Origin of the sequence: Microvirga ossetica (assembly GCF_002741015.1) — a bacterium.
GTDB lineage: Bacteria > Pseudomonadota > Alphaproteobacteria > Rhizobiales > Beijerinckiaceae > Microvirga > Microvirga ossetica.
In genome coordinates, this window is record NZ_CP016616.1 from 777,684 (window position 1) to 804,082 (window position 26,399).

The following is a 26,399-nucleotide window of genomic DNA, read 5'->3' on the forward strand; positions in this document are numbered from 1 at the left end:
GCTGATGCCAGAATTCAACGGATGGAAACGATGAGCAGCTCTGCGATCCCCCTCGATGTCGCCGCCGCGGAAGATCACCTGATGCGGTTCCTCTCGGTCGAGGGCGTGACCGGACAGGAGGCCGCCATCGCGGCGGCCGTTTCCGACACGCTCAAGACGGCCGGCGTGCCGGCCTCCGCGATCCACTTCGACGAAGCGCACAGGCGCATTCCCGTGCCGACGGAAACCGGCAACCTGATCGTCGATCTGCCCGGAACGCGGCCGGGAGCGCGGCTGCTGTTCTCGACCCATCTCGACACCGTGCCGCTCTGCGCCGGCGCCAAGCCGCGGCGCGAGGGCGACCGCATCGTCGGGGACGGCACGACGGCTCTCGGCGGCGACAACCGCACCGGCTGCGCCATCCTCGTCGTCCTTGCGGAGACGCTCCTGAAGCACAACCTGCCGCATCCGCCGATCACGCTGCTCTTCACGGTCCGCGAGGAGAGCGGCCTGCACGGCGCACGCGAGCTCGATCCCGCCGATCTCGGCGGCGCCGCGATGTGCATCAACGTCGACGGCCAGGATCCGAACGATCTGATCGTCGGAGCGGTCGGCCAGGAGAACTGGCAGGTCGAGATCACCGGCAAGGCCTCGCATGCGGGCGTCGCGCCCGAGAAGGGCATTTCCGCGACGCTGGTGGGCGCCGTCGCCCTTGCCGAGGCTAAACGCGAAGGGTGGTTCGGCAAGGTGGCGAAGGCCGGCGGCCGCGGCACCAGCAATGTCGGGATCTTCGGCGGCAAGGACGGCAAGGCCGCGGGGGACGCGACCAATGTCGTGACCGACTACGTCTTCATCAAGGGCGAGGCGCGAAGCCCGACCTCCGCCTTCGCCGAGGCGATCGCGAAGGGTTTCGAAGCGGCATTCCGGAAGGGCGAAGAGGAAGTGAAGGACGATGAAGGCGAAACGGCGAAAGTCGCCTTCACCCATACCCCGTCCTACCCGCCGTTCAATCTGGACGAGACGGCGCCAGTGGTGCAGCGCGCGACCAGGGCCATGACCGCGCTTGGCCTCAAGCCAAACTACCTGTTCTCGAACGGCGGCCTCGATGCCAATTGGCTCGACAAGCACGGTGTCCCCACCGTCACCATCGGCGCCGGGCAGGCGGAGATCCATACGATCAAGGAATACGTCAACTTGCCGGAATTCGCCACCGGATGCCGCCTCGCGTTGCTGCTGGCCACGATCGAGGACTAGGTGGGCAGCGACATCACGCCGTTTGATCCAGGTCCCCGTCGTCGGCTCATGCTGCGACGCCGTCCCCTCTCGCTGTTCGCCGACGACATGTCCGAACGGCCCCACGGGGAGATGAGCGGTTGAGTCCCATCGCTTCCATCGCTGCCATTATCGCCGCTGCCGTCGTCCTGTTCATCTGGAACAGGCTGCCGGTCGTCGTCGTCGCCATGGGCACCGCGCTCGCCTTGTGGGCGACGCAGGTCCTCACGCTGGGTCAGGCGCTGGGCGGCTTCGGCGATCCGGCCGTCATCTTCATCGCCTGCCTCTTCATCGTCAGCGCCGGGCTCGAGACGACGGGGGTCACCGCATGGGCCGGGCAGCTTCTGATCCGCGGCGCCGGCAAGGAGAGCCGGACGCGCCTCCTCCTTCTCACCATGAGCCTCGTGGCCGTACTGACCGCCTTGATCAGCGTCAACGGCGCCGTCGCTGCCCTGCTGCCGGTCGTGGTCGTCATGGCGGTGCGCCTGAAACGGAAGTCGTCGCAGCTTCTGATGCCGCTCGTCTTCTCCGCCCATGCGGGATCGATGCTCGCGCTGACCGGCACGCCGGTGAACGTCCTCGTCTCCGAGGCAGGGCTCGAGGCCGGCGTGGGTGGGTTCGGCTTCTTCGAGTTCGCCCTCGTCGGCATTCCGCTGCTCGCCGGCACGATGGCGATCATCGTCCTCTTCGGCGAGCGCCTCCTGCCCCAGCGCAACGGCGCCAAGATGCCGGCCGACCTCAGCCGCCATGCCAGGACGCTGGTGGAGCAATACGGTCTCGCCGACGGCATCTTCCAGATGCAGGTGCGCGCGACCTCGCCCTATGTCGGTCTTTCTCCGTCCGGCATCGATCTCTCGTCCTTTCCGGGCGTACAGCTCGTCGCCGTCCAGGAGGGCGAGAGCGCCGCACCGCTGCGCCGTCCCGTGGAGGACGGCGATCAGATGCTCGTGCGCGGGCATGCCGAAGCCGCCGCTTCCCTCGCCGCGCGGATGCATCTCTCGTTCCGCGAGGATGTCGCATCGGGCCAGGGTGAAGAGACCCTGTTCAATCGTCAGTCAGGCCTGGCCGAGGTGGTGATCCCACCACGCTCGGGCCTCGTCGGCCAGACCGTGTTCCCGGGCATGGTCACCGAGAGCGGCGACCTCGTCGTTCTCGCGGTGCAACGGGCCGGAGCCGAGGCCGGCGCCGCCAACCAGGTTTCCGGTCGCGGCATCGCGTTGCGCGCCGGCGACACCATGCTGCTCCAGGGAACCTGGAAGGCCCTCGATGTTCACCTCAGCGATCCGGACGTGCTGGTGGTCAACTCGCCCGAGCTCGTGCGGCGCCAGGCCGTGCCCATGGGACCGGGCGCCTATCGGGCGATTGCCGTGCTGATCGGTATGGTGTTCCTGCTCGCGACCGGTCTCGTGCCGCCCGCCGTCGCCGGCCTTCTCGCCGCCGGCGCCATGGTCCTGTCCCGGATCCTGACCGTCGAGCAATCCTACCGCGCCATCGACTGGACGACGGTGATCCTCGTCGGTGCGCTGATGCCGCTATCGACGGCAATGGTGCAAACGGGAGCGGCGCAGCTCATGGCCGAAGGCCTGGTCGGGCTCGTCGGCGACGCCGGGCCCGTTGCCCTGCTCGCTGGCCTTTTCCTTCTCACCGCCGTCATGGGCCAGTTGATCAGCAACACCGCGACCGCGCTGATCGTCATCCCCATCGGCATGGCGGCCGCGGCGAGCATGGGGATCTCGCCGCGCCCCGTTCTCATGAGCACCGCGGTGGCCGCCGCCGGTGCCTTCCTGACCCCCATCGCGACGCCGACCAACCTGATGGTCATGGGGCCGGCAGGATACGCGTTCGGCGATTACTGGAAGCTCGGCCTGCCGCTGCTCCTCTGGTTCTTCGTCGTGTCGGTTTTCCTCGTGCCGCTGATCTGGCGGTTCTGATCGGCCAACCGGTGATCACCAATGAGCGACACAGATTCGGACCGTGACAATACCAAGCCCCCCTTCCGGTCACACGGAGTGGTCAGCCTCTGGGCCGTGCTCTTCGTCGTGTGGATGGTTGCCAATTCCACCCTGGCGGTCGTCGTCGTGCTGCTCGGCGCGGCGATCACGCTGCCCATCGCCTGGATCTTCGCCTCCTCCGGCGGCCCCTGGAACCGGATCCGCTGGACTCCCGACGGGCTCCTTCACTTCTCGCTCTACGGCGCGACGTTTCTCGTCGAGCTCGTCAAAGCCAACATCACCATGATGCGCTACGTCTATGCGCGGCGGATCGATATCAAGCCGGGCATCGTCAAGGTCCGCACACGTCTCAAATCGCCGATCGGCCGCCTGGCCCTTGCCAATACGATTGCGCTGACGCCGGGCTCGCTCGTGATGGAGTTGAGGGGCGACACGCTCTTCATCCACCTGCTCGATATCGACGGCATCGACGCCGACGCGACGACCGATGCAATCGTCACCCCCTTCGAAAGGCATTTGGAGCACGTCTTTGGCTGAAACCATCGTTCAGCTCGCGGCTGTCCTTATCCTCGGCGCCATCCTGCTTGGGATCACTCGGCTGATGCTCGGCCCGACTCTGATCGACCGCATCGTCGCGATCGATATGCTGACGATCATCGCGATCTCGCTCATCGTCCTGTATGCCCATGTTTCGGGACGGTTCGTGTATATCGATGTCGCCCTCGTCTATGGATTGCTGAGCTTCCTGGCGGTGCTGGCGCTCGCGCGCTTTCTCGAGAAGGGACTCTAGCGCATGCTCCAGCTTCTCATCCTGGTGGTCTGCGCCGGCATTCTTGTCAGCGGGCTTCTTGCGGTGTGCCTGAACAACCTCATTGCCGCGATGGTGAGCTCGGGCCTGGCCAGCCTGCTCGCGTCGGTGTCGTTCCTGCTGCTCGCGGCTCCGGACGTGGCGATGGCGGAGGCGGCGATCGGATCGGGCCTCACCACCTTCATCTTCATCTATGCCCTCCGCCATGCCGGTCAGGGGGGACATGAACCATGATCGAGCTGACCGGAAGCCTGTTGATCCTGTCCGGCGCCGTATTCCTGTTCTCGGCCGGCCTCGGCCTCGTGCGTATGCCGGACGCCTACACCCGCATCCAGGCAGGAACAAAGGCGACGACGCTGGGCAACATATTGATCGTGATCGGCCTTGCCTTCTATCATCCGGAATGGACCCTCAAGCTGGTCCTCGTCATCTTCTTCGTCCTGCTGACGAATCCCGTCTCCTCCCATGCCCTGTCGCGCGCCGCACATCGGATCCGCACGCCGATGGCCTCGGCAACCGTGACGGACGCGCTTGCCGACGATGAGACGGCGGGCGGATCGGGGGGAGCGGCATGATCTATCGTGCGGGCGTGCTGTTTACCGTCGCATTGTTCGGACTGATCTTCGTCCGTCTGGCCAGCAGCTATGCGGAACGGTCGACCCTGCGTCCCCTTGCGGAGCATTACGTGTCGCAGGCCCCCGTCGAACTCGGTGTCGCGAACATCGTCACCGGGATTCTCATCGCCTATCGCGGCTTCGATACGCTGGGTGAGGTTGCCGTGCTCTTCATGGTCGCGGCCAGCGTCGGCCTGCTGCTCAGGAAGGACGAAGCCGGCCGGAGGGATCCGGAGGAACGTCGGCGCGGGCCCGCCAGCGAGATCGTGACGACCGGCTCTCGGGTCCTGCTGCCCGTGATCCTCACCTTCGGCGCCTACGTCATCGTCAACGGCCACCTGTCCGCCGGTGGCGGGTTCCAGGGCGGAGCCATCGTCGCCTCCGGGGTCATGCTGCTGCTCCTGGCCGACCCGGGAGCACGGCTCAACGCCGCGGCGTTGAGCGTGATCGAATCCCTTGCCGGCATGGCGTATGTCGCGATCGGCATGATCGGACTGGTCCTGGCCGGGGGCTTCCTCGACCCTCGGTTCCTGCCGCCGGGCGAGGTTGGTGCCTTCATCAGCGCGGGCGCCATTCCGCTGGTCTCGGCATTGCTCGGCATCAAGGTCGGGGCAGAGCTCAGTGTCATCATCAACCGCTTCCGAAGTTGAGCGATCGAGTCCATGGCAACGATCCTACCGGTATCCTCCATCCTGCTGGTCACAGGCTTCGGGCTCTCCCTGATCGGCCTTTGCGGCATCCTGATGCACCGCCACCTGCTTCGCATCATCATCGGGTTCGCCCTGTTCGGCACCGGTCTCCACATCGTCATCGTTGCAACCGGCTATGTAACCGGCGGCACAGCACCGATCATCGACCGTGCGCTCGGCCCGGCCGAGGCAGGGCATGCGATCGACCCCATCCCTTCCGCGTTGGTGGTGACGGCCATCGTCATCGGCTTCGCCGTGACGTCCATCATGCTCGCTTATGCAGTCCGTCTCCATTCGGCCAAGAAGACCTTCGACATCGGTACCTTCACGGAGCCGAAATGGTAGCGAGCCTGTTCCATCCGCTGAACATATTCGTTCTTGGACTGGCAGGCGGATTCGCCATTCCGCTGCTCGTTCGGATCGGTGCTGCGTGGCTTTCAGTGGGGTTCTTCATCGCACTCGTCGGGATTGGGGTCATCAGCGCCGTTTCGCTGCTTCGCGTTCTCGGCGGCGAGCCCCCCATCGATATCCTCACGGCAGGATCGCTGCCGCCTGTCTCGATCAGTCTGCGCCTTGGCCCGTCCGAAGGATTTGTCGCCGCAAGCGTCAATGTCATTGCCATCCTGGGAGCGCTGCATCTTTGGGATCGGCTGCGTGGCAACTACGCGGCGTTGCTGCTCTATCTGGGCCTCACCATGGGCATCAACGGCATGGTGATGACCCGGGATCTCTTCAATCTCTTCGTCTTCCTGGAGATCGTCTCCATTGCGACCTATGGACTTCTCGGGCTTGAGCGAACACCGGCCGCGTTGGGAGCGGCGTTCAAGTTCATCATGGCGACAGTCATCGCGTCGTCGTTATTCATGCTCGGCACCGGTCTGCTCTATTATGTCACCGGCACTCTCAGCATCGATACCCTGGTTGCCGCCAAGTCCGACATCACCGGTCCAATCGGCGCGGCTGCTCTGCTTCTCCTGCTTGCCTGCCTCGTCATCGAACTGAAGCCTTTCCCCGCCAATGGCTGGGGACTCGACGTCTATGAGACCGCGCCGAACGGCGTCGCCGCGATGATCTCCGTCGGTGTTTCCGCCGGCGTGTTCTTCTCGCTCGTGAAACTGCTTCCCCTCTTCGAGGACCAGCTCCCCATCCTCGCCGTCTCGGGCGGAGCCACGTTCCTGTTCTCCAACCTGATCGGCTTGAAGCAGTCCAACATCCAGCGGCTCCTCGGCTATTCGTCGATCGGTCAAATGGGCCTGCTCCTCCTCGGGTTGGCGCTTCTGCATCAGGTCGGCGCTCTGGCATCGATACCGCTGGTGGTGGGTGGCCTGTTCTTGAATCATCTTCTCGCCAAGGCCGGACTCTTCTGGATCGCAGCAGTGATCCGGCAGCGCGATCTCGACAAGGCTGTCGGCCTCGCCGGCCGCCCATTCCTCGCGGGGCTGCTGACCCTCTTCCTCGTGGCCATCGCCGGCCTGCCGCCCTTTCCCGGGTTCTGGGCCAAATGGGAGCTGGTCATGCAACTGACCGGCGCTGCCGAGCTGCCCTGGGTCGCGCTGATCCTCTGCGGTTCGCTGCTGGAAGCTGCGTATATGTTCCGCTGGTTCACCCGCGCCCTCTGCACGCAGGAAAGCGGACCGACAGAGATGCCGTCTGCCGCCGCGTTGTTCCCCATCGTGGCCGTCGCGCTCCTGCTGTGCGTCTCCGGCTATGTCGCGGCACGCGCCTCCGGAGCAGGCGAACCCTGGATGTTCGGCCCGCTCCTTGCCGGCACCGTCCTCTATGCGCTCGACCGCATGCCGGGCCGGGCAAAGAATGTGCTGATGCTTGCCGTCGTCCTTGTCGTCGGCGGTCTCCTGGCGCAAGCCACCCAGGGCATTGCCTGGCTCTTCGCGATCCTGCTCCTGGCTGGCAGCCTCGTCATCGCCGCGGCGGGATTGTACAGGGACGATGAACGCCCCGGCTACTATCCGATGCTGGCGATCCTCCTGCTGTCCATCCAAGCGCTGCTTCGATCGTCGACGAGCCTGGAGTTCTTCTTCAGTTGGGAGATCGTAACTCTCTCGACCTGCTTCCTGATCGCGAAGGGCCGGGGCGCGGGGCCGCATGTGCTGAGCTTCCTGCTGTTCTCTTTGCTGTCCGCCTTTCTTGTGCTGGCGGGTTTCGCCGGTATCGCCGCGATCAGCGGCTCGACCAGCCTGGGCGCGCTGATGACGAGCGGCCCGGACGCCAGCGTCGCTTTCGCGCTCCTCGCGGTCGGCTTCCTGATCAAGGCGGGTGCGATCGGCGTGCATGTCTGGCTGCCGGGAGCCTATTCCGAGGCAGATGACGACTTCACCGCGATGGTGTCAGGCGTTGTCAGCAAGGTTGCGGTCTTCGGTCTGCTTATGGGGACCTACCTCGCGATCCGGTCCGAGGTGGGGCTGGAGCTCGCGCATGCGATGGCCTGGCTCGGCATGCTGACAACGATTGCCGGAGCCTTGATGGCGCTCCGACAGACCGATTTCAAATGCCTCCTTGCGCTCTCCAGCATGAGCCAGCTCGGCTACATCGTCACCGCAATCGCGCTGATGAGCCATCTCGGCTGGGTCACCGCGCTCTATCTCGTCGCGAACCACATGATGGTGAAAGGAATCCTCTTCCTCGCCGTCGCCGGAATTATTCTGCGCACGGGCTCGCGCAGCTTCCCGAACGCGGGCGGGCTCCTCCGCGCAATGCCGGTAACCTTCGCCACCGTGCTCGTCGCCGTCATTTCGATGTCGGGTCTGCCGCCCCTGATGGGCTTCGGTGGCAAGTGGTTGCTGTTGAGCGCCATGACGGAGAAAGGCTGGCACTTTCTCGCCGTCGCGGGGCTCGTGGCGACCTTCCTCGGCTTCCTCTACATGATCCGTCTCGTCAGCGGCCTCTTCTTTGGGCCGTATAGGAGCGAGCAGGTGAAAGTCAGCGAGGCGCCAATGACTCTCCTCGTTCCGCAACTCGTGCTGATCGCGGGTATCCTCGTTCTTTCACTCTACCCGAAGTTGCTGATGGATCCCGTTTCCGCTGCAATCGACCCGCAATTTGCCTCGACGCTGGTCTGGGAGGGGATGTCCCTGGAGACGATCTATGGCTACTGGAATCCGACGCCGATCATGATTATCGCTTTGATGGTCGCGGCGGTCCTCGGACTGATCGCCTGGCTCGCATATTCCGGCAACCGGCGGAATGTCGTCGATCTTCGTCGGTTCTTCGCCTTCTATCGTCCGGTCATCGGCTTCGCATCGCCTCCTGTTGCCATCGTCTTCTGGCGGAGCATCGCGGACGGCACGCTTGCCGCCGCGAATTTGGCCCGAGGAGTCTATTCCGGCAACGGCCAGACCTATGCCCTGCATGTGCTGCTCTATTTCCTGGTCATCTATGTCACGAGCACCGGACTCGCGGGGATATGGGCCGGGGGCTGGCCGTGAGCACCGATGCAGCGTCCCGCACGACATCGTCGGCTGGGCGGAATGGCGCGGCCGAGTGATGCCGGACCGTGCAATGAGAAGGGGGGCAGGGTTGATGGCTTGACCCCATGTCCCACGACCGTGCCAAGCGTCCCATTGAGTCGTCGCCGCCCGGGAATTTGGTTGCCGCCAGCGCTGCGCCGACCCAATCTGGTGCTCACCAGCGCAACGATCGGCCGTACGAAGAAATCCTGGAATGCCTGAACTTGCTGTCACCCTCGGCCTGCTTGCCGCCGCGATCGTGATGTTCGCCATCAACAAGCCTCGCCTTGACGCCGTGGCGCTGATCATGCTCACGGCGCTGCCCCTGACAGGCGTGCTCACGATGCAGGAAGCGCTCGCAGGCTTCAGCGATCCCAACATTGTCCTGATTGCCGCCCTGTTCGTGATCGGAGAGGGATTGGTGCGAACGGGCGTGGCCCAGGGGCTCGGCGATTGGCTGACCGCAAAGGCCGGGGCGAACGAACTGCGCTTGACAACTCTCCTGATGACGGTCGTCTGCGCGCTCGGAGCTACCATGAGTTCGACGGCCGTGACGGCAATCTTCATCCCGGTGGCGCTGCGGATCGCCCAAGGCACGGGCATCCCGCCTGGCCGATTGATGATGCCGATCAGCTTCGCGGCCCTGATCAGCGGGATGACGACCCTGGTCGCAACGGCGCCGAACCTCGTGGTCAACAGCGAACTCGAGCGTCACGGCATCGCGGGCTTTTCGTTCTTCAGCTTCACGCCGTTCGGCGTTCCCATCCTGGTGCTGGGCATCATCTACATGGCGTTCGCGCGACGCTGGTTGCCGGCTGAAAATCGGGCGAGGACCGTCAACCGGCCGACATTCGCGACCTGGGTCGACGAGTATGGGCTCGCGGACCGCGAATACCGTCTTCTCGTGACCGATCGCTCGCCGCTCGCCGGCAGGACCTTGGAGGAACTCGACCTGCGGGGCTCGTCCGGGGCAAACATCATCGCCATAGAGAGAAGCCGCAACTTCTCGAGGGAGCTGCTACGGCCGACCGCAAAAATGGAAATCGAGGTCGGCGATGTCCTGCTGATCGACTTGTTTTCGGATAGCAGGGGCATCCAGTCCATTCGCGACGATTTCCTCCTCGAGGAGTTGCCGCTGGAGGGGACCTATTTCAGCGATCGTTCGCAGGAGATCGGATTGGCGGAAGTCATCGTGCCGCCATCGTCGGATCTGGTTGGACGGTCGGTGATCGAAGCGCATTTCCGGAGTCGCTTCGGACTTTCGGCGATCGGCCTCAGGCGGGGCCGTATCGTGCACGACCGAAGTCTCGTCAACGAAAGGCTCGACGTCGGCGACATGCTCCTGCTCGTCGGGACCTGGAGCGATATCGAGCAACTTCGGTCGGACGATGGAGACCTGGCGATCATCCGGCTCCCCGCCGAACTCGACGAGGTTCTCCCGGTCCCCGGAAAGGCCCTTCAGGCGGTTGCTTGTCTGGTGCTCGTCGTCGGGCTGATGGTCAGCGGGGTCATTCCGAACGTGCACGCTGCGTTGATCGGGTGCCTGCTGATGGGTCTGCTGGGGTGCATCGACCTTCCCAGCGCCTATCGCTCCATCGACTGGAAAACCATCGTTCTCATCGTCGGCATGCTGCCGTTCTCGATCGCGTTGCAGAGGACCGGAGGAGTGGACTTGGCCGCCGACGCCCTCATGGCACTCATCAGCGAAGCCGGGCCCCGTGTGATCCTTGGAGCCCTCTTTCTCATCACCGCGCTGCTCGGCATGTTCATCTCCAACACCGCGACAGCGGTCCTGATGGCGCCGGTCGCCCTTGCGGTGGCCAAGGATCTGAACGCTTCGCCGTATCCCTTTGCCATGATCGTCGCCTTGGCCGCCTCAACCGCTTTCATGACGCCTGTCTCGTCGCCGGTGAACACCCTCGTCGTCGGCCCAGGGAGCTATTCGTTCGGAGATTTCATAAGGCTTGGCGTGCCTTTCTCCATCCTCGTCCTTATCGTTTGCGTGATCATGGTGCCTTGGGTCCTGCCGATGTAGCACACGTTAGAGGCGGTTCTTCAACGGAAGGGGGCAGACGTGATCATGACGATCAGGCGGCGCATGGCGGACTCCCTGTCCCAGGGTGCTACCGGAGCGTAACGCCACGGCTGCAAGTGACGTTGCTCAGGTCAAAGACCGGGAAAGCGCACATTGATCACGGAGCCGCCAGGCGTCGGGGGATAACCGCCGTGCCGCGGTGGACCTCCCTGAAAGGTCAAGCCGGTGTCGCGGTCGCCGGCTCCCGCCCCGAGGGCCTACTGCCTTTCGCAGCGCCTCGGCCTCGACCTGCTCGTCTCGACACCGGAGGCATGACGATGCCGTGCCATGTCGCCAGACATCTTCAGGCCGCTCACCCACTGAGGCATCCATGACAGGCGCAACGGCCCTCAGTCACGTGCGGTCGGAAGATCAGGCTTCCTGGACCCAAAAACGCCCTCGCGCTCGGTCAGGCGATCATGTTCTTCAACCGATCACCAGGGCGGCTAACCCGCCGATCAAGTGGCTTGGTCCAGTTTGCCCGCCAGAAAGCGGAACAGGAGCGCGAGCAGGGCACAGACCACGCTGCCGATCAGGTCCGCGGAGACCGTCATCGGGAAGCTCGCCACACCCAGGGCCGTCGCGATCGCGAGAATCACCATCAGTACGGCGGCGCCGAGCAGGATCCAGCTCAGGCCATACAGCAGAAGGGCCGAGATGTTGAACCCTATGCGGATGCGCATGCTTGGCTCCCGTCACGATCAACCTGCGCTCACAGCGACGGATCCCTTGCCCGGCCGTGCACCAGGGCATGCCGTTCCGTGCCGACAGCGTGGCCCGGCACGAGAGTACCGAGGACGGGCCACGACACCATCGGGCAAAACCCCGAACCGGGACCGGAATTGTCCTGAGGACACACGCAAAAATCCGCCTACGCCGGACCGCCATGCGGCCACTTTCTCCGTAATCGACAGTCCGTCCCACTCCCAAGGGCTTCCGAGACGGTCTGCCAGGGGATGGTCGGGACGGCCGATAGAGCCTCTCGCCCGAGGATTTCAGGGTTTCCCCCAATATCCGAACACGAGGCAATGGCGGAACTTGTCGGCATCCGCGGCCCACCCTGTGCCGACCCTGGTCCGAGCTTCTTTCGCATCTCGGCCGCATCGCGCCGACCCCGGTGGCCGCGGACGGCAAGCGCGCGGTCGAGCTCGCAGGCGAGACCCAGCCGGATGTCGTGATCCTCGACCACCGGCTCCCGCTCATGAACGGCATCGATGCGACCCGGGAGATCCGGGCGTTCCACCCACAGACGGAGGTGCTGATCTTCACCATGCACCAGGGCGAGCCGCTGCTTCGCGAACTCCTCGAGGCGGGCGCGCGCGGCTACGTGCTCAAGTCGGATGCCCGACGCGTCCTGATCGCGGCGGTTGACGCGCTGGCGCGTCACCAGCCCTTCTTCACCGGACAGGTCTCGGAAACCCTGCTGAGTTCCTACCTCGCCTTCGGCTCTCCTCCGGGCGATGTCCTAACGCCCCGCGAGCTGGGTGTGGTGCAACTCATCGCGGAAGGACGAACCAACAAGGAGGCGGCCCAGCTCCTCGGCATCAACCTCAAAACGGCGAAAACCTACTGTTCCACGGCTATGCGAAAGCTCAAGGCGCACACGTCTGCCGACCTGGTCCGCTACGCGGTCCGCAACAAGCTGGCCGAGCCTCAATTAAATTCGAGTGGTGCCTACAGCCGTGCCCGATCCTCCGGCCGAGACGCTGGGCACCCTTGGGTGCCCTTTCCGTCCAACGAGTCAAGCAGGACCGCGAGCGAGCGGGTGTCGACGTGGTGGGCGCACAAGGTCAGGTATCTTCGAGAACGCCAGCCTCGTGGCGGATCCGGCCAAGAACTTGGTCATCATCATGAAGGACGGTAGGATCCACAAGGATACACTGCCCAGGTGAGGCTCCTCCGGGCCGGGCGCATCGGTCTTGCGTCCCATCGCCGGCACGGCTCGCGGCAGAGCCCGGGCTTGGGTCGGCACAGCCAGGAGGGGACCTTGCGAACGACCATTGGTGTATGGCTGAAACGGGTCGCGGTCGGCCTGGGCCTTCTCATGGCCCTGGCAGCGTGTCTCGTCGTTGCCGGCCTGGCGTTCCGGGCCTGGGACGCCCTTCGTGCCCCTCCGCTCGAGGCTTGGCACACATACGTTCCCGACGAGCCTGCCGCCGACGCAATCGACGCCATGGATTGGGCCGCTTACCTCCGGAGGGAGGAGCGGCTCATTGCCGACGTGAGGCGGGAAGTCTTCCGCGCTCCGGATGACGGAGCGGCGATCCCGATCAGCCGGTATGTCACCGGCAGCCCCGTCGACCCAGGGACATTCGCGAGCGACTGGAATCGCTCCTACGTCATGGTGCCCGAGGACACGCCGGTCGGAGCCGCCGTGTTCCTGCACGGCCTCACCGATGCCCCCTACAGCCTCCGCCATCTCGCTGCCGTCTACCGCGACCGTGGCTTCGTCGCCGTCGGCATCCGCCTGCCCGGGCATGGCACCGTTCCCGCAGCCCTTGCCGAGGTGGAATGGGAGGACTGGATGGCGGCGACCCGGCTGGCCGTGCGGGAAGCCGTCCGGCGTGCTGGGCCGGGCAAGCGGCTCCATGTCGTCGGCTTCTCGAACGGCGGCGCCCTGGCGATGAACTATGCACTCGACGCCGTTCTGGACGACGGCCTGCCAAGGCCCGAGCGCCTCGTCCTGCTCTCGCCGATGATCGGGATCACGGCATTCGCCCGCTATGCTGGCCTTGCCGGGTTGCCCGCCTTCTTCCCGGCCTTCGCGCGAGCCGCCTGGCTCGACGTGCTGCCCGAGTTCAACCCGTTCAAGTACAATTCCTTCCCTGTGAACGGGGCGCGGCAGGCCTACCAGGTTACGCAGGCAGCCCAGGATCGCATCAACCAGGCCGCTGTCGAGGGCCGCATCGCTGCCCTTCCGCCGATCCATACGTACCAGTCCGTGGCCGATTTCACCGTCAGCACCCGTGCGATCGTCACGAGCCTGTACGCGCGGCTCCCGGCGAACGGCAGCGAGCTGACGCTGTTCGACCTCAACCGGGCGATCGGCCTCGGGCCCCTGCTCGACCGCTCCATGGACACGATCGTCGGACGGCTGCTGCCGCCGGCCCCGCGTGCATTCAGGACGACGCTTGTCACGAATGCCGACCCGTCCACGCTGGAAGCTGTCGAGCGGGCCGTCGAGAGCGGCGCAACGGCGGAGGCGGTGACGCACATGGGTCTGTCGTTCCCGCCCACGGCCTTCTCGCTCTCCCACGTCGCCCTGCCTTTTCCGATCACCGATCCGCTCTATGGCTCCCAACCGGGCACGGAGGAACGCTTCGGCATCAATCTCGGCGCGCTGACGCCCCGTGGCGAGCGGGGCGTCCTGATCGTCTCGCTGGACGCGCTGGTGCGCATCTCGTCGAACCCGTTCTACCCCTACATCGAGCGCAGGGTGATCGAGGGCATCGACCGACCTCCGCGGCAGGGCCCTTGACCGGACATCCGGGTGGAATGCCCTTGGGATTGCCCCCATCGGCAGTATCGAGACCATTTCCTCCCGGCCACCCCGAGAGCTTGGACGAGCAGGACGAGGATGAGAGGGGCTATGCGCGACCGCAGAGATGCCGGGGACGCGAAGGGCTGGCGTGCAGCCTTCGGCAACGACGCCATCGGGAAGCAGATCCGGGACGACGGGTCGAAGCGCTCCGTGACCTTCGGTTCGGCGTCACGGCATTGGCAATCCGAACCGCGAAGGTCTGGTTGGGGTCAATCTGAGTCATTCAGCTTGGCCGTGACAAGGTCGGCTCTCTGGCTGATTCCTGACGTTCGTAGATTCTGCCAGTAAGGTTCGACCTGCGATTGAACCGATGCCACAGTGGAGGAAATCGCTCGCTCAGTTGAGCTTGCTTCCCATACGCTTCCCAATCCGGTTTTCTGGGAAGCAAGACCAAACCTGATCGGCATCTAAGTGCCTGATAATGCTTGGTGAGCGCGCTGGGACTCGAACCCAGGACCCTCTGATTAAAAGTCAGAGCGTCTTCCGGCCGCTGAAAGATCCCAAGAGCGTACCGCACTAGCGGAGGGATTCACAGATCGCCGGAAACGCCCCATGCTGGATGCTGGTGATTTGCCTTCGGACCGATCCATATGTCCACGTCTCCTCTGAGGCCCCTGCGGGCGCATCAGCAGGCTCTTGCAGGCCTTGTTGATGCAATGACACGCGGCGAAGCGACAGGGGTTACCGACATCCTGGCGGCCGTGACGCCTGGCGGCGGCAAGTCCCTCCTCCCCGTGATTGCTGCGGCTCGCCTGCTCGAGGCCGGCTACGTCGAGCGGATTTGCTGGGTTGTGCCCCGCGACAGCCTCCGCCTCCAAGCCGAAGAGGCCTTTGCCGATCCGGTCTGGCGAGCCGCGCTTGGCCATGCGCTCTCAGTTCGTGCAGCCGACAACGAACCAGACCCGAGCCGGGGCTTGGCTGGGTACATCACCACGTACCAGGCGATCGCGGCGGCACCGGACCTGCATCTTGCCGAACTCCGCCGCCATCGCACCCTGCTCGTGGTTGATGAGGTGCATCACCTGCCCACTCTCAGCGAGTACGAGCCAGCCGCATCTGCAAGTTCCGGTCAAGCTCCTCCCCTGAACGAAGATGCCTCAGCGTGGAGCCGGGCGCTGCTGCCGCTTCTGGAATCTGCAGCTCTGCGCTTGCTTCTCTCGGGGACCCTGGAGCGTGCGGATGGCCGGCGCATCCTGTGGCTGCCTTATCGCACTGGACCCGACGCTGGCACGCAGGAGGTTGATCTGGAGGCTCCCAGCTGGGCGATCACCGGCTACTCACGAACTCAAGCGGTAGCGGAGCGCGCGGTGCTCCCCATCACCTTTGGTGCCCTCGATGGTGAAGCCAGTTGGTTGCAAGCAGGACGAACCGCGACGGACGACGTCCGGCTGGGCCCCCATCGCCTGTCAGGCCCCTACCCGACCGAGACCACCCGCCCTGCCCTGTTCACCGCTCTGCGGACAGGATTTGCCCGGGAGTTGCTCCAGGAGGCTTTTAGGGCCACACGCAATCTCAGATCACGCCGGCGGGCCGAGCGGGGGCTGGCTGCCGATGAAGTCGTCCGGGGTCTCGGCAAGCTGCTCGTGGTCGCGCCTGATCAGCGTAGTGCCCGGCGCTACTGTGAGATGCTGCGAAGCTGGATGCCACCCCGGCAGGCCGAGAGGGAGGTACGATTGGCGATCTCGAATGAGCGTGGTGCACCCGAGGCGCTGGCCGCCTTTCGGCTGACAGCAGAGCCGGCGATCCTGGTCACGGTGGCCATGGCCTACGAAGGGCTGGATGCGCCGGAGGTCGCGGTGGTGGCTGCCCTGACCCACATCCGCAGCCGCCCCTGGCTTGAACAGATGATCGCCCGAGCCACGCGAGTGGATCCTCATGCGGGTCCCTACGAGAGTCAGCGCGCCCTCGTCTTCCACCCGGACGATCCGCTGTTTGTCCGCTTCCGCCGCAGCATCGAGGCTGAGCAGGGGATGCTGGCCCGTCAGCGTCGGCGCAATGCTGAGGCGGAGACACCATCTTGGCTCGCCGAGCATCTCGCGGCACACCGGGATGAGGGCGAGGGGCGTGGAATTACGCCCTTGGAGAGTAATGCGCTGGGTCTGCGCTTTGCAACGCTGAAGCCCGGCCCGGTGTTCGAAGAGACGCGCCGAGAACGAAAGGCCGACCAAGCACATCTGATCGAGCCGCCTTCCGCGACGGAACGGCGGCTGCGGGCGCGCATCGGTGAGGCCGTTGCCGCTCAGGCAGTGGAGGACGAAGCCGGCCTGCAGATACCGCATGTTGGTGAGGGGCTCTACCACCGCTACAATGCGGTGCTGAAGCGGGTGTTCGGCAACAAGGGCCGAGGTCAGATGACCCTGCCTGAACTCGAGGCAGCTTTGACCTGGTTGGAGCGCAACCGGCTCAGTGATCACCTCCACCACTTGGAAGGCGATCCCCGTTACGCTTGGACGGCGGCTCGACGGCGCCGCTTGGTCTGGGACCAACGGTCCTCCCACTCTAGCCCTGAGGCTAAACGCTCGGCTCCGTCGGCGAAGATCATCCCGAAGGGCAGTTCACCCCAATAGGGCATTAGATTACCGGCTCGGGCTGGACACGGGTCAGCCGAAGATCCCGCCGCTGGCCGACCTCGTCGTCCAGTCAGCCTGAGGCTTGGCCCCCCAAACTGCCCCGCTCACTTGCAACATTCGATCGACTTAGGCTACTAACCCCTTGTTTTCATGAGAAGCGAATGGCTCGAGGATAGTTAATAGCACTATGTCTACGTCCACGTAGCATACCAGCACATGTCGGTTCTCACTCCCGATAACTACTTTTTATCGGGAGTAAGGCGCCACGCTGGCTAGCATCCGCCCCATCGACGGCTCACAAGCTTCGAATCTAACGTTCTCACATTTCAATGTAAATCTTCGCATAGGAGCGATCGCTCCAGCCGAGATTAGGCCATGCTTTCTTGCTGGTATCTTATCCGGGAGGACTCGCGATGGCACCGTCAACTTAACGCTTTTACTTGCTCTTCCTGGTGCTTAGGTCAGGAGCGTGCCGCGTATTTTCAATAGCTTAGACCCGTCGCGGAACAGCTGAGAACAGCGGAAAACGGCCTTCACTCAGTTAAGTTGACAATACCGCAGGAAAGCCCCATCAGCGGCCGGACGTTGGCGGACCCACATCGGCCGGACCAGCGCCATTGCAGCTGCTCCCCGGGTGATGAACACAGCCTGCCATCCTCCAGGTAGCGGCGGCGGTCTGGAAGTGCGCAGATGTGATCTGCACCCAAGTCGCCTAACACGACCACCACCCAGGTGCGACCGTTGTCTGCCAGTTCAAGGTGGTAGCGGATTTTGATGCCGTCCGGGAAGTTGGCATACCGCGCAAGCCCACCCTCAGCGGCAGCCCTGACCAGTTCCTCAAGAGCCTGTGCTGCGCCCATCTCGACGGCTCGTCGCTCGGCTTGGGCAAAGCGAACGGGGTTGAACTTGATCATAGCCGAGCAGTAGGTCCGCAGGTAGGTTCTTCTCTATTCGGCGGTTTGAGGTCAAGCGCTTTCAGGCCTTCGACATTCCCGATGTTTGACGTCACTCGCGGGTCCTCGCTTCTCTTCGGGATCAGCTCTCGGGCTCTCCCAGTATGGGATCAGAAGAATGAGGCAGCCCAATCTGTCGCGCGTTCTGATCGCGCCAGGCGCGACCGACACAAGAACCCTAGCGAACTCACCTCATCCATCGTCCCGCAAGGGACGTCTCTCCACCGGCTGGCGGAAACTCGTCTACCTTTCTGTTCGTGTGACAGGCTGTTCCAACAGGCCGGTCAGGCGGTCGCCACGGCACTCTCCCTGGTCCAGCGGAACTCGGTGCCATCGCTCCAGAGGCGGTGCATGATGACGGCCAAGCGACGCGCCAGAGCCACGATGGCCTTTGGCAGGCCGCGCCGTCGGGCCACGGCCATGGCCCAGGCCTTCAGCCAGGACCATTTCTGCACCCGGGTCAGCAGCACCTGAGCTGCCTCATAGAGCAGAGTGCGCATCATGGCGTCGCCGCACAGCGAGACGCGCCCGATCCGATTGCTCTCGCCGGACTGATTGAGAACCGGCGTGAGCCCCAGAGCGGGGCCGACTGCCTTGGAAGTCTTGAACCGCGCCGGAATGTCGATCGTGGCGCTGAAGGCCAGCGATACCACAGGACCGACACCGGGGATGGTCATCAGGCGCCGGCAGACGTCATCGTCCCGGACGGTCACCAACACTTTGCGATGCAGGATGGCGAAGCGCTCCCGCAGGCTCTGACGGGCTTCGAGGAGGCAAGCCATGATCTCGGCCAGCTCCGGTAGTCCCGCCACGAGCTCCCGGATCCGGTCCTCGAACCTGACCTTGCCAATGATCCCGACCTTGAGCCCAAAGTTGCGCAGCAGACCGCGGATGTCGTTCTCGATGGCAATGGCTTTTTCCTGCAATAACTTGCGAGCTGTCAGCAGGGCGCGTCTGTTCTGGCTGGTGAGCGTCGTCACATGAACGGGCCGGAACAGGTTGACGCGCATCATCTGAGCGATGCCGCGCGCATCGTTGCGGTCGGTCTTGTTCACCTGCGCCTTCAGGAACGCCTTGGTGTGACGCGTCTCAATGCAGATGACCGGCAGCCCGGCCATGGCCAGCCCGCTGTAGAGCCACTGCGACAGCGGACCGGCTTCGAGCCCGACCCGCTCGAGCCGCCAGGCTGGATCCCGGAGCACCTGCGCCAGGTCGTCTGGATGGCTGGTCACCTTCAGTTCGCGACAGACCTTGCCCGTCTCGTCCAGAATGCACAAAGAAGTCTCTTTGACCGAGACGTCGAGGCCGGCATAATGCTTCATGCTGCGCTTCTCCCACCGATGCTTGTGGCTGGTCCTACCCAGACCACGTTGTACCATCAGCCTGAAGCGCAGCACCTCCCGACAGTCCGGCGGGGTGTGGCGCGAAGCCGATTACCCCATCTGTCGCAATATTTTGTTTCAGAGTTTCAGCTACGGTGGCCATAGTCACAGGAGCGGAGACACGGATGTTCAAAGGCAGGCATTTTGATCGGTCGGTGAACCTGCTCTGCGTCAGGTGGTATCTCGCCTATAACCTCAGCCTGCGCAATCTGGAGGAGATGATGGCCGAGCGAGGGATCTCCGTCGATCACGCGACCATTCGATGGATTGTGCGCTATTCGCCCGAATTGCTGGAGCGGTTCAATCGGCGCAAGCGAGCCGTCACCGGCAAGTGGCACGTCGACGAGACATATATCAAGGTGCGCGGGCGTTGGACGTATCTCTACCGGGCCATCGACAGTAATGGCGACACGGTCGAGTTCTGGTTCAGCGAGCGGCGCAACCTCACTGCTGCCAAGCGGTTCCTGCGCAAGGCGCTCAAGCGGCACGGCCGGCCCAAGCGGATTGTGATCGACGGCAGCCAGACCAATCGGGAAGCCATCCTGTCCTGTGATGCCGAGAGCCGTCTGCAGGACCGAACACGGCGCGATCTGAAGCCCATTTGCATCCGACAAAGTGCTTACCTCAACAACCGGATTGAGCAGGATCATCGGGCAATCAAGCGGCGGGTTCGACCCATGCTCGGCTTCAAGTCGATGAGCAGCGTCCGTATGATCCTGAGCGGCATCGAGATGGTCCACATGATGCGCAAAGGACAGGCGAAGTATGCCCGCAATCGGAAGACATCACTCGCGGAGCAGTTCGAGTTGCTTGTCGCCTGAGCGCTACTGAGAGCTTGTTCTTTCCGCGACTCTGCTCCAAATTTGCGACGCAACTCCCGCGAGTGACGTCAAACATCGGGAATGAGGAAGGCCTGAAAGCGCTTGACCTCAAACCGCCGAATAGAGAAGAGCCTCGAAAGTAGCTGTCTTTGATTGATACTGGCGGCGTGTCATTGCGAACTTGTACTGATCCTACAACCGCGTGAGTCGCGTGAACTGCCTTATCATCAGGAATGATTTTGGACCTGAGCAGACCGCAGCGGCGAGCACAACTGTTTATTGACGAAGTATTCTGAGTTCACATCGCCTGCCTCAAACAGTGCAGGCAGTACCGCGTCTAGATGTCTTTCCATCAGAGCCGCTGATTTCATCGCATCACCTGCAATAATCGCTTGCAGGACTGCTTCATGCTCAGCGATAACCGCGGGCATTCGCCCCGGCAGGGGTAGGGTTAACTGCCGGTAGCGGTCAACTTGTATCTTGATTTGCGTAACGTGGACCCAAAGGGCGGGATAGCCGGCAATATCAGCAATACGAGAATGGAATTCCTCGTCAGCAGCATGAAACGACCGATAGTCTCCCGCCTCCGCAGCTTCACGTTGCTTTTCAACGATAACAGCCAAGCTTAGACTTTGGCTACGCGTAGCTTTCTCGGCTGCCAAGCGCACTGTCATTGATTCAATCGCTTTTCGGATCAACATAGCGTCGGGTAGAGCCGTGACGGGAATTCGTGCAACGAACGTCCCAAGCTTAGGAACGATTTCAACCAGCCCCTCATCTGCGAGGCGAAGCAGAGCCTCACGTACCGGGGTCCGGCTCACGCCGTGGCTTGCAGCTATATCCTTCTCGTTCAAAGCCTCATTAGGACGTAATTTCATCATCAGAATAGCATGGCGCAGTGGCTCGTAGATACCGCGCCAAGCACTCTCCCCACGAGACAAGCGAGCCTCCTCAGTCCGGCCTGCTCCTGCATTGATGGGGATTCGTTCCTGTGCACTTCGGCGCATCGCGCAGGCCTTCCTATCAATCCGAATCTGCCATAATCCTGGGGCAAATATTCTTGTATATTACCTAATGTGAAGTCGCAATAACAACTCACGCTTGCCTATCATACTGAATTTGCAGAATAATTGCAAGAAAATGTCAAAAAATCACTTCGTCATAATGCCTTGACACGGCGTCAACAGAGGTCTTGTATATAAGGGAAGCTGCTTAACAGCACAAAGAGGCTGCGGCTTTAGGAGGAAACGCTATGAAAGATTGGATTTCACGCCAGCTGAAGCGACCGGCTGTTCGCTTAGGAAACCGTTGTGCTTGGGCCGCCACATTTCTTTCACTCGTGTCGGCGACTGCCGCTACGGCAACCACCGTCGACTTCTGGAGCCCGTTCACCGGCCCGGACGGCACTGCGATCGACCAACTGGTAAAGCAATTTAACGAAACTGATGGCAAAAAGGCTGACGTTGAGATCAAACTCTTGATCATTCCGTGGGAGCAATATTACACGAAGCTCTCGGTCGCGATGGCGGCTCGAAAAGCTCCTGCGCTGGCCGTCGTCCATGCACACCGGATTGCTGGTTTGGCCAAGCAAGGTGCGCTTGAGGCACTGACGCCAGCTGAGGTGAAAGAGGCAGGCCTTGAGGAGGCTGATTACATTCCAGCGGTGTTCAGCGCCGGCATGGTCAATGGCAAGCGTTACGGCGTTCCAATCGACGCCTTTCCCCGGAACCTTTACTACAATAAGGCCCTGTTCAAACAAGCTGGCATCGATCCCAACGCTCCTTTGGGTACGCTAGACGATGTTATGGCAGCAGCCCGTAAGGTTCGCGCTCTGGGGGAGGATACATACGGCATCTTCTTTCGTTTGTCAGGAGCTCCCACAGCGCGCGACTTTTACAGTATTTACTGGCAGTTCGACGATAAGCTTCTCTCTGCAGATGGCAAAGACGTGGATCCTGGCTTCGATGCGGCCGCGACCAAAGCCATGAACATTATGAAAGGCTTCCTCGACGAGAAGCTCGCGTCCAGCAACGATGTCCAGCAATACGACCGTCTGTTCGCACAGAACAAGATTGGGATCGTGATGTCCCAGATCACTGATCTTGCCCAGTTTGAGGCTACGCCTGGCCTGGAGTTCGGGGTCGTTCCAATGCCTAAGTTTGGGACGCGCCAAGTCACCTTCGCTCTTGGCCATAACTTCGTCGTGCCGAGGGGGACTAACAGCGAACAGCGAAAAGCTGGCTTCGTATTTACAAAGTGGGTAAGCGAGAATGCAATTGCTTGGGCAAAAACCGGTAAGGTTCCTGCCAAGATTTCCGTGATCAAGAGCCCGGACTTCCAGAAACTTACTGCTCAGAGTGCTGTTGCGATTCCCGAGATGATGCAGTTCCCGCCCTCAATTGTTGCTCAGCCTGACATCGATCGGGTTGTTCAAGAAAATCTTGAGGCTCTCTACGGGAACCGCCTCACACCCAAGGACGCGGCGAGCGCCATGGCAGCTGCTATCCGCAAAGAACTGGCTAAGCAGTAACTTCTAGGGGGGCAGAAGCTCCCCATTTCTTTAACTGGTTGCTCTCACCAAGGTGAAAGACAGTGCGCATTCGTTGGTTCCCTATTGCGCTCCTGACTCCGTACCTGATCATGTTCGGACTCTTTCTCGCTTACCCAATCGGGCGAGCATTCTACATGAGCCTTTTTGACTGGGGCATCTTCGGACCAAACGAATTTGTCGGGATGGACAACTACCGATCCCTCGTCGGCGACGATCGCTTCTGGCGAGCGATGAGAGCTACATTTAGCTTTGCTCTGATCTATGTTCCTCTCATTGTCTGCGTGTCACTTCTCATCGCCGTTTTGCTGCATCGGAAGCTACCTGGCATTGAAATCTTCCGCACCGCATTCGTTCTTCCTATCGTCATCAATGTGGCTGTTGCGGCAATCGCCATTCAGTGGACGATTGATCCCGAGATCGGCATTCTCAACCGCATCCTAACCTCGATAGGTCTTCCCGGGCAGGCTTGGCTGTCGCAACCGGGTTGGGCACTCTTCGCCATTAGCTTAGTTACGATGTGGATCAACTCCGGGTTCATGATTGTCATCTTCCTTACCGGATTGGAAAACATTCCAGATGAACTCTACGAGGCGGCGCGTCTCGACGGGAGCACCTCGCTGCAGGACCTGCTCTACATCACCGTTCCGCTTTTAAAGCCTATTACTCTTCTGGTGACAGTGCTGAGTCTCATCCACGCATTTCAGGTGTTTGGTGAGGTATTGATCATGACGGAAGGTGGGCCGTACGGTAGCACGACAGTCTTAACTCTCCTCCTATACGAAGAGGGCTTCAAGAAATTCGCTCTTGGCCGTGCAGCCGCCATCGGAACCGTCATTACCCTGATCATTGCGGCGCTATCCTTCATTCAGTTTCGGGTTTTCCGTGAGCAGTGAACCACTCAATATGAAGTCGGTCTGGTCGTTGCGTTGGCTGATCCTCTTCGTCATCGCGGCATTCTGGATCCTTCCACTGGCAGCGGTGATATTATATTCATTTGCTCCCAATACGGATATCGTTCTCGGAAGGCTTCTACCTTCAACATTGACCTTGGAGAACTATGCGGCGGTTCTAACCCAGGATGTCCGCGGCGTAAGTATTTCGGGTGCTATCATCAACAGCGCCATCATCATGGTCATACAAGTAGTAGGCATCCTTCTTCTAGACATCCCTGCCGCGTATGCCTTTGCGCGAGTGCGGTTTCCTGGACAGGACCTGCTTTTTTATACCATCCTCATCAGCATGATGATGCCAGGGATCCTAGAACTGATTTCTCTATATGATCTAATGGCGAACATCGGACTCGTGGACACGCTCGCTGGGGTGATCCTCCCAGGTCTGCCGAGGGTAATCGGGATATTCCTCTTGCGCCAGTTCTTCCGTGGCCTGCCAAAGGAGCTCGAAGAGGCTGCACGAATTGACGGCGCATCAGACTTTCAGATATTCCAACGAGTGATGGTGCCTTTAGCAGCCCCAGCAATAACGACGCTTACTATCATCACAGCTCTGTACAGCTGGAACAACTTCCTCTGGCCCCTGGTGATTACTAACTCACCTGGGAGTATGCCTGTCCCTGTTGCGATCGCTTATCTGAACACCGACGTGCGGGCCGTTCAGGGATATACAACCGTTCTTGCGGCTTCGTTCCTGACCTGCCTCCCAATGATAATTCTCTTTCTCGTAGCGCAACGCTGGATCATCAGCGGCATGCGCCCGACATCTGGAATCAAATAATTCCTGGAGTGTGCCATGCCTCGCATTACGATTGATCCTATCCCAACATTTTCTATCTCACCACGCCTATACATGCAGTTTATGGAGCCGCTTGGTTCAACCGATGCCTCGGTCGAGGCCGCATGGGACTATGACAGTGACGAATGGCGCAAGGACTTCGTCGCAATAGTCCGCGACTTGGCTCCAGGTGCCATACGGTGGGGTGGGATCCTGACCAGTTATTGGAGATGGCAAGAGGGTGTTGGTCCCCGCGAGAACCGTAAGCCGATGGTCAACTACCTTTGGGGAGGCGTGGAGCCGAACCAGGTTGGAGTCCACGAAATTCTTGGTCTGTGTGAGGAGGTAGGAGCTGAGCCTATTCTTGCTGTCAATTTTGCAGGTGATGGTCGGCCCGAATACATCAACACGGTGCGGAAGGAAAGGAGGGCGGGAACTGCTCAAGACGCAGCGGATCTTGTCCGCTACTGCAACGATCCAGATCATCGCGAACGCCGGACAAACGGCCGGGCTGAACCATGGCGTGTCAAGTTCTGGCAGATCGGCAACGAAACGTCCTATCCAAAAGAAGGCCATCGATTCAGCAGTGCGGAAAATGTTCGTGAATACAGAGCGTTTGCTGAGGCCATGCGGGCCGCTGACAGTTCAATCCAGCTTATCGGGTGGGGAGATCAGGAGCGCGACACGGACAAGTGGTGGGCCGAGGATCTTCTGCGCGAATCTGGAGACCTTGTTGACTTGGTGGCGCTTCACATGATGCACCAGAAGCCAGACAATCCAAATACGGTTTTAAGAGGACGTGAGTATCGGAAAGATTATCATGCAAGCTGGGCTGAGCTTTGTACGATGTATGATAAGGTTGACCGTAAACTCACCGAAGCTCGGAGCGTGATCCAATCAATAGACGCTTCGAAACGAGTGGCAATCACGGAGGGGCACCTCTCCCTCCAGCCACATAATAAATGTGAGATTCTTCGCGAATGGATTTCAGCTCTCTACCACGCTAGAGTTATGAACCTTTATGAACGCAACGCAGACTTCGTTGATATCGCGACGTTGGCTGATTTCGAGGGGACATCTTGGTTGGTCAATGCGGTGATGCTTGGCTCCCCCCGAGAGTCCCCCTACTTGCTCCCGGTCGGACACGTAATGCGACTTTTCAGAAAGTACGGCGGCGACACTGCAGTCAATGTGACAAGTGTGGGATCAACACTGGATGTCACAGCGAGCCGACGCGGTCAGACTCTTTATTTGCATGTAGTCAACACTGACTTGCAAAGTGCAGCAAATGCCGAGATTACTGTGACCGGGATCCAGCCCGGCTCTGTTTCGGCTCATCAAATAGCGCCTGATGATCTGTCGACTACAATCGATACCACTGCTCTGAATGTGTTTGACGTTAAGAAATGTTCGGTGCCTGTCGAGAATGGAACGATTGTTTGGCGCTTCCCAAAAGCATCGGTGACAGCGCTCGAAGTCCAGTTGTGAAATGGATGTGAGTGGTGAACCCGAAAATGATGGGAAGTCACTGAGGCCATGTTGCATGGATTGGCCGGAGCACGCATTCAGTCGCATCTTGCCCGAATTTAAGCGGTGCGGACGGACTTCGGACGTCCAAGCTTGAGCATCCGGTTCAAGGCACTAACGAGGTGCTGCTTAACAAATTCGAGGTGATCCGCCCTCTTGGCTACGGCCGTTTCGGCGAGGTTCATCACGTCATTAATCGACCCGTGGGCCGCTCGGCGGCTATCAAGATCATTGAGGTCACTGATCCGACCACGCAACGCGCCGTCATCGAGGCGCAGGCACAAACCTATGCTCCCACAACCACGTTGTGTAAATTCACGGGGCGGACATGATCAACGGCTTCTGCCTGCCTGTGAAGCACCTCGCTCAATGGTAACGAACTAACGTCTTCCCTGGAGTTCGAAAGCGTACACGGCCGCGGCAGACCGAATGGCCGCTTAGGGTCAGGTGGCGAAATTTGCGGACTTTCCGGAA

At 61.5% G+C, this 26,399-nt stretch carries 23 protein-coding genes and 1 tRNA gene; 19 read left to right on the forward strand and 5 right to left on the reverse strand.

Annotated features, from left to right (window positions below; all coding sequences use genetic code 11):
• Window positions 1-21: 21 nt before the first annotated feature.
• The 10 genes from BB934_RS03545 to BB934_RS03590 all read left to right on the forward strand — a co-directional run bounded on the left by BB934_RS03545 (window position 22) and on the right by BB934_RS03590 (window position 10,813).
• Entirely contained in the window at window positions 22-1,233 is a 1,212-nt protein-coding gene (locus BB934_RS03545; protein WP_099508398.1) for a M20/M25/M40 family metallo-hydrolase, read from the forward strand.
• Between the two features lie 119 nt (window positions 1,234-1,352).
• A complete protein-coding gene (locus BB934_RS03550; RefSeq protein WP_099508399.1) occupies window positions 1,353-3,182 on the forward strand; it encodes an SLC13 family permease in 1,830 nt (609 codons plus the stop codon).
• A gap of 21 nt (window positions 3,183-3,203) precedes the next feature.
• On the forward strand, window positions 3,204-3,740 hold the full coding sequence (locus BB934_RS03555; protein ID WP_099508400.1) for a Na+/H+ antiporter subunit E: 537 nt from the start codon (window positions 3,204-3,206) through the stop codon (window positions 3,738-3,740).
• Complete coding sequence (locus BB934_RS03560; protein WP_099508401.1) at window positions 3,733-3,993, forward strand: MrpF/PhaF family protein; 261 nt, start codon at window positions 3,733-3,735, stop codon at window positions 3,991-3,993. The genes BB934_RS03555 and BB934_RS03560 overlap by 8 nt, the downstream gene beginning before the upstream one ends.
• Before the next feature lie 3 nt (window positions 3,994-3,996).
• Window positions 3,997-4,245 (forward strand): hydrogenase subunit MbhD domain-containing protein, encoded by a 249-nt coding sequence (locus BB934_RS03565; RefSeq protein WP_099508402.1) that lies wholly within the window; start codon window positions 3,997-3,999, stop codon window positions 4,243-4,245.
• Entirely contained in the window at window positions 4,242-4,586 is a 345-nt protein-coding gene (gene mnhG / locus BB934_RS03570; RefSeq protein WP_099508403.1) for a monovalent cation/H(+) antiporter subunit G, read from the forward strand. The genes BB934_RS03565 and mnhG overlap by 4 nt, the downstream gene beginning before the upstream one ends.
• A complete protein-coding gene (gene mbhE / locus BB934_RS03575) occupies window positions 4,583-5,275 on the forward strand; it encodes a hydrogen gas-evolving membrane-bound hydrogenase subunit E (RefSeq protein WP_099508404.1) in 693 nt (230 codons plus the stop codon). Before mnhG ends, mbhE begins: the two co-directional genes overlap by 4 nt.
• Window positions 5,276-5,287: 12 nt before the next feature.
• A complete protein-coding gene (locus tag BB934_RS03580; protein ID WP_099508405.1) occupies window positions 5,288-5,659 on the forward strand; it encodes a sodium:proton antiporter in 372 nt (123 codons plus the stop codon).
• On the forward strand, window positions 5,653-8,757 hold the full coding sequence (locus BB934_RS03585; RefSeq protein ID WP_099508406.1) for a proton-conducting transporter transmembrane domain-containing protein: 3,105 nt from the start codon (window positions 5,653-5,655) through the stop codon (window positions 8,755-8,757). The genes BB934_RS03580 and BB934_RS03585 overlap by 7 nt, the downstream gene beginning before the upstream one ends.
• A 235-nt stretch (window positions 8,758-8,992) precedes the next feature.
• Window positions 8,993-10,813, forward strand: a complete 1,821-nt coding sequence (locus BB934_RS03590; RefSeq protein WP_099508407.1) for an SLC13 family permease — start codon at window positions 8,993-8,995, stop codon at window positions 10,811-10,813.
• 497 nt (window positions 10,814-11,310) lie between these two features.
• On the opposite strand, the gene BB934_RS03595 is transcribed toward BB934_RS03590, so the two are convergent.
• Entirely contained in the window at window positions 11,311-11,535 is a 225-nt protein-coding gene (locus BB934_RS03595) for a hypothetical protein (protein ID WP_099508408.1), read from the reverse strand.
• Window positions 11,536-11,969: 434 nt separating this feature from the next.
• On the opposite strand from BB934_RS03595, the gene BB934_RS03600 reads away from it, so the two are divergent.
• Complete coding sequence (locus BB934_RS03600) at window positions 11,970-12,716, forward strand: response regulator (RefSeq protein ID WP_237050171.1); 747 nt, start codon at window positions 11,970-11,972, stop codon at window positions 12,714-12,716.
• A 123-nt stretch (window positions 12,717-12,839) separates the two neighbouring features.
• Window positions 12,840-14,330: an alpha/beta hydrolase gene (locus tag BB934_RS03605; protein ID WP_237050172.1), complete on the forward strand. Its 1,491-nt coding sequence runs from the start codon at window positions 12,840-12,842 to the stop codon at window positions 14,328-14,330.
• A 489-nt stretch (window positions 14,331-14,819) separates the two neighbouring features.
• Here BB934_RS03605 and BB934_RS03615 read toward each other — a convergent pair.
• Window positions 14,820-14,895 (reverse strand) — tRNA-Lys (locus tag BB934_RS03615).
• A gap of 88 nt (window positions 14,896-14,983) precedes the next feature.
• Here BB934_RS03615 and BB934_RS03620 point away from each other — a divergent pair.
• Window positions 14,984-16,960 carry a DEAD/DEAH box helicase gene (locus BB934_RS03620; protein WP_099508410.1) on the forward strand — a complete coding sequence of 659 codons (1,977 nt, stop codon included), beginning with the start codon at window positions 14,984-14,986 and terminating at the stop codon, window positions 16,958-16,960.
• A 536-nt stretch (window positions 16,961-17,496) separates the two neighbouring features.
• Here BB934_RS03620 and BB934_RS03625 read toward each other — a convergent pair.
• Together BB934_RS03625 and BB934_RS03630 are read right to left on the reverse strand one after the other, a co-directional pair.
• Window positions 17,497-17,877, reverse strand: a complete 381-nt coding sequence (locus BB934_RS03625) for a hypothetical protein (protein ID WP_099508411.1) — start codon at window positions 17,875-17,877, stop codon at window positions 17,497-17,499.
• A 323-nt stretch (window positions 17,878-18,200) separates the two neighbouring features.
• Window positions 18,201-19,238, reverse strand: coding sequence for an IS110 family RNA-guided transposase (locus BB934_RS03630; protein WP_099508412.1), 1,038 nt, complete (start codon window positions 19,236-19,238; stop codon window positions 18,201-18,203).
• A gap of 185 nt (window positions 19,239-19,423) precedes the next feature.
• On the opposite strand from BB934_RS03630, the gene BB934_RS03635 reads away from it, so the two are divergent.
• The gene (locus BB934_RS03635) at window positions 19,424-20,119 is read left to right on the forward strand and encodes an IS6 family transposase (protein WP_099508413.1); all 696 of its coding nucleotides are present in this window, start codon (window positions 19,424-19,426) and stop codon (window positions 20,117-20,119) included.
• A 227-nt stretch (window positions 20,120-20,346) separates the two neighbouring features.
• On the opposite strand, the gene BB934_RS03640 is transcribed toward BB934_RS03635, so the two are convergent.
• A complete protein-coding gene (locus BB934_RS03640; RefSeq protein WP_237050173.1) occupies window positions 20,347-21,060 on the reverse strand; it encodes a GntR family transcriptional regulator in 714 nt (237 codons plus the stop codon).
• Window positions 21,061-21,371: 311 nt separating this feature from the next.
• Here BB934_RS03640 and BB934_RS03645 point away from each other — a divergent pair, with 311 nt between their 5' ends.
• The 5 genes from BB934_RS03645 to BB934_RS46840 all read left to right on the forward strand — a co-directional run bounded on the left by BB934_RS03645 (window position 21,372) and on the right by BB934_RS46840 (window position 26,257).
• Complete coding sequence (locus tag BB934_RS03645) at window positions 21,372-22,649, forward strand: ABC transporter substrate-binding protein (RefSeq protein ID WP_099508415.1); 1,278 nt, start codon at window positions 21,372-21,374, stop codon at window positions 22,647-22,649.
• 155 nt (window positions 22,650-22,804) lie between these two features.
• Window positions 22,805-23,563: a carbohydrate ABC transporter permease gene (locus BB934_RS03650; protein WP_157934012.1), complete on the forward strand. Its 759-nt coding sequence runs from the start codon at window positions 22,805-22,807 to the stop codon at window positions 23,561-23,563.
• 10 nt (window positions 23,564-23,573) lie between these two features.
• The gene (locus BB934_RS03655; protein ID WP_099508417.1) at window positions 23,574-24,401 is read left to right on the forward strand and encodes a carbohydrate ABC transporter permease; all 828 of its coding nucleotides are present in this window, start codon (window positions 23,574-23,576) and stop codon (window positions 24,399-24,401) included.
• A gap of 15 nt (window positions 24,402-24,416) precedes the next feature.
• The gene (locus BB934_RS03660) at window positions 24,417-25,886 is read left to right on the forward strand and encodes an alpha-L-arabinofuranosidase C-terminal domain-containing protein (RefSeq protein ID WP_099508418.1); all 1,470 of its coding nucleotides are present in this window, start codon (window positions 24,417-24,419) and stop codon (window positions 25,884-25,886) included.
• A gap of 161 nt (window positions 25,887-26,047) precedes the next feature.
• A complete protein-coding gene (locus tag BB934_RS46840; RefSeq protein WP_157934013.1) occupies window positions 26,048-26,257 on the forward strand; it encodes a protein kinase family protein in 210 nt (69 codons plus the stop codon).
• The last annotated feature ends 142 nt before the right edge of the window (window positions 26,258-26,399 follow it).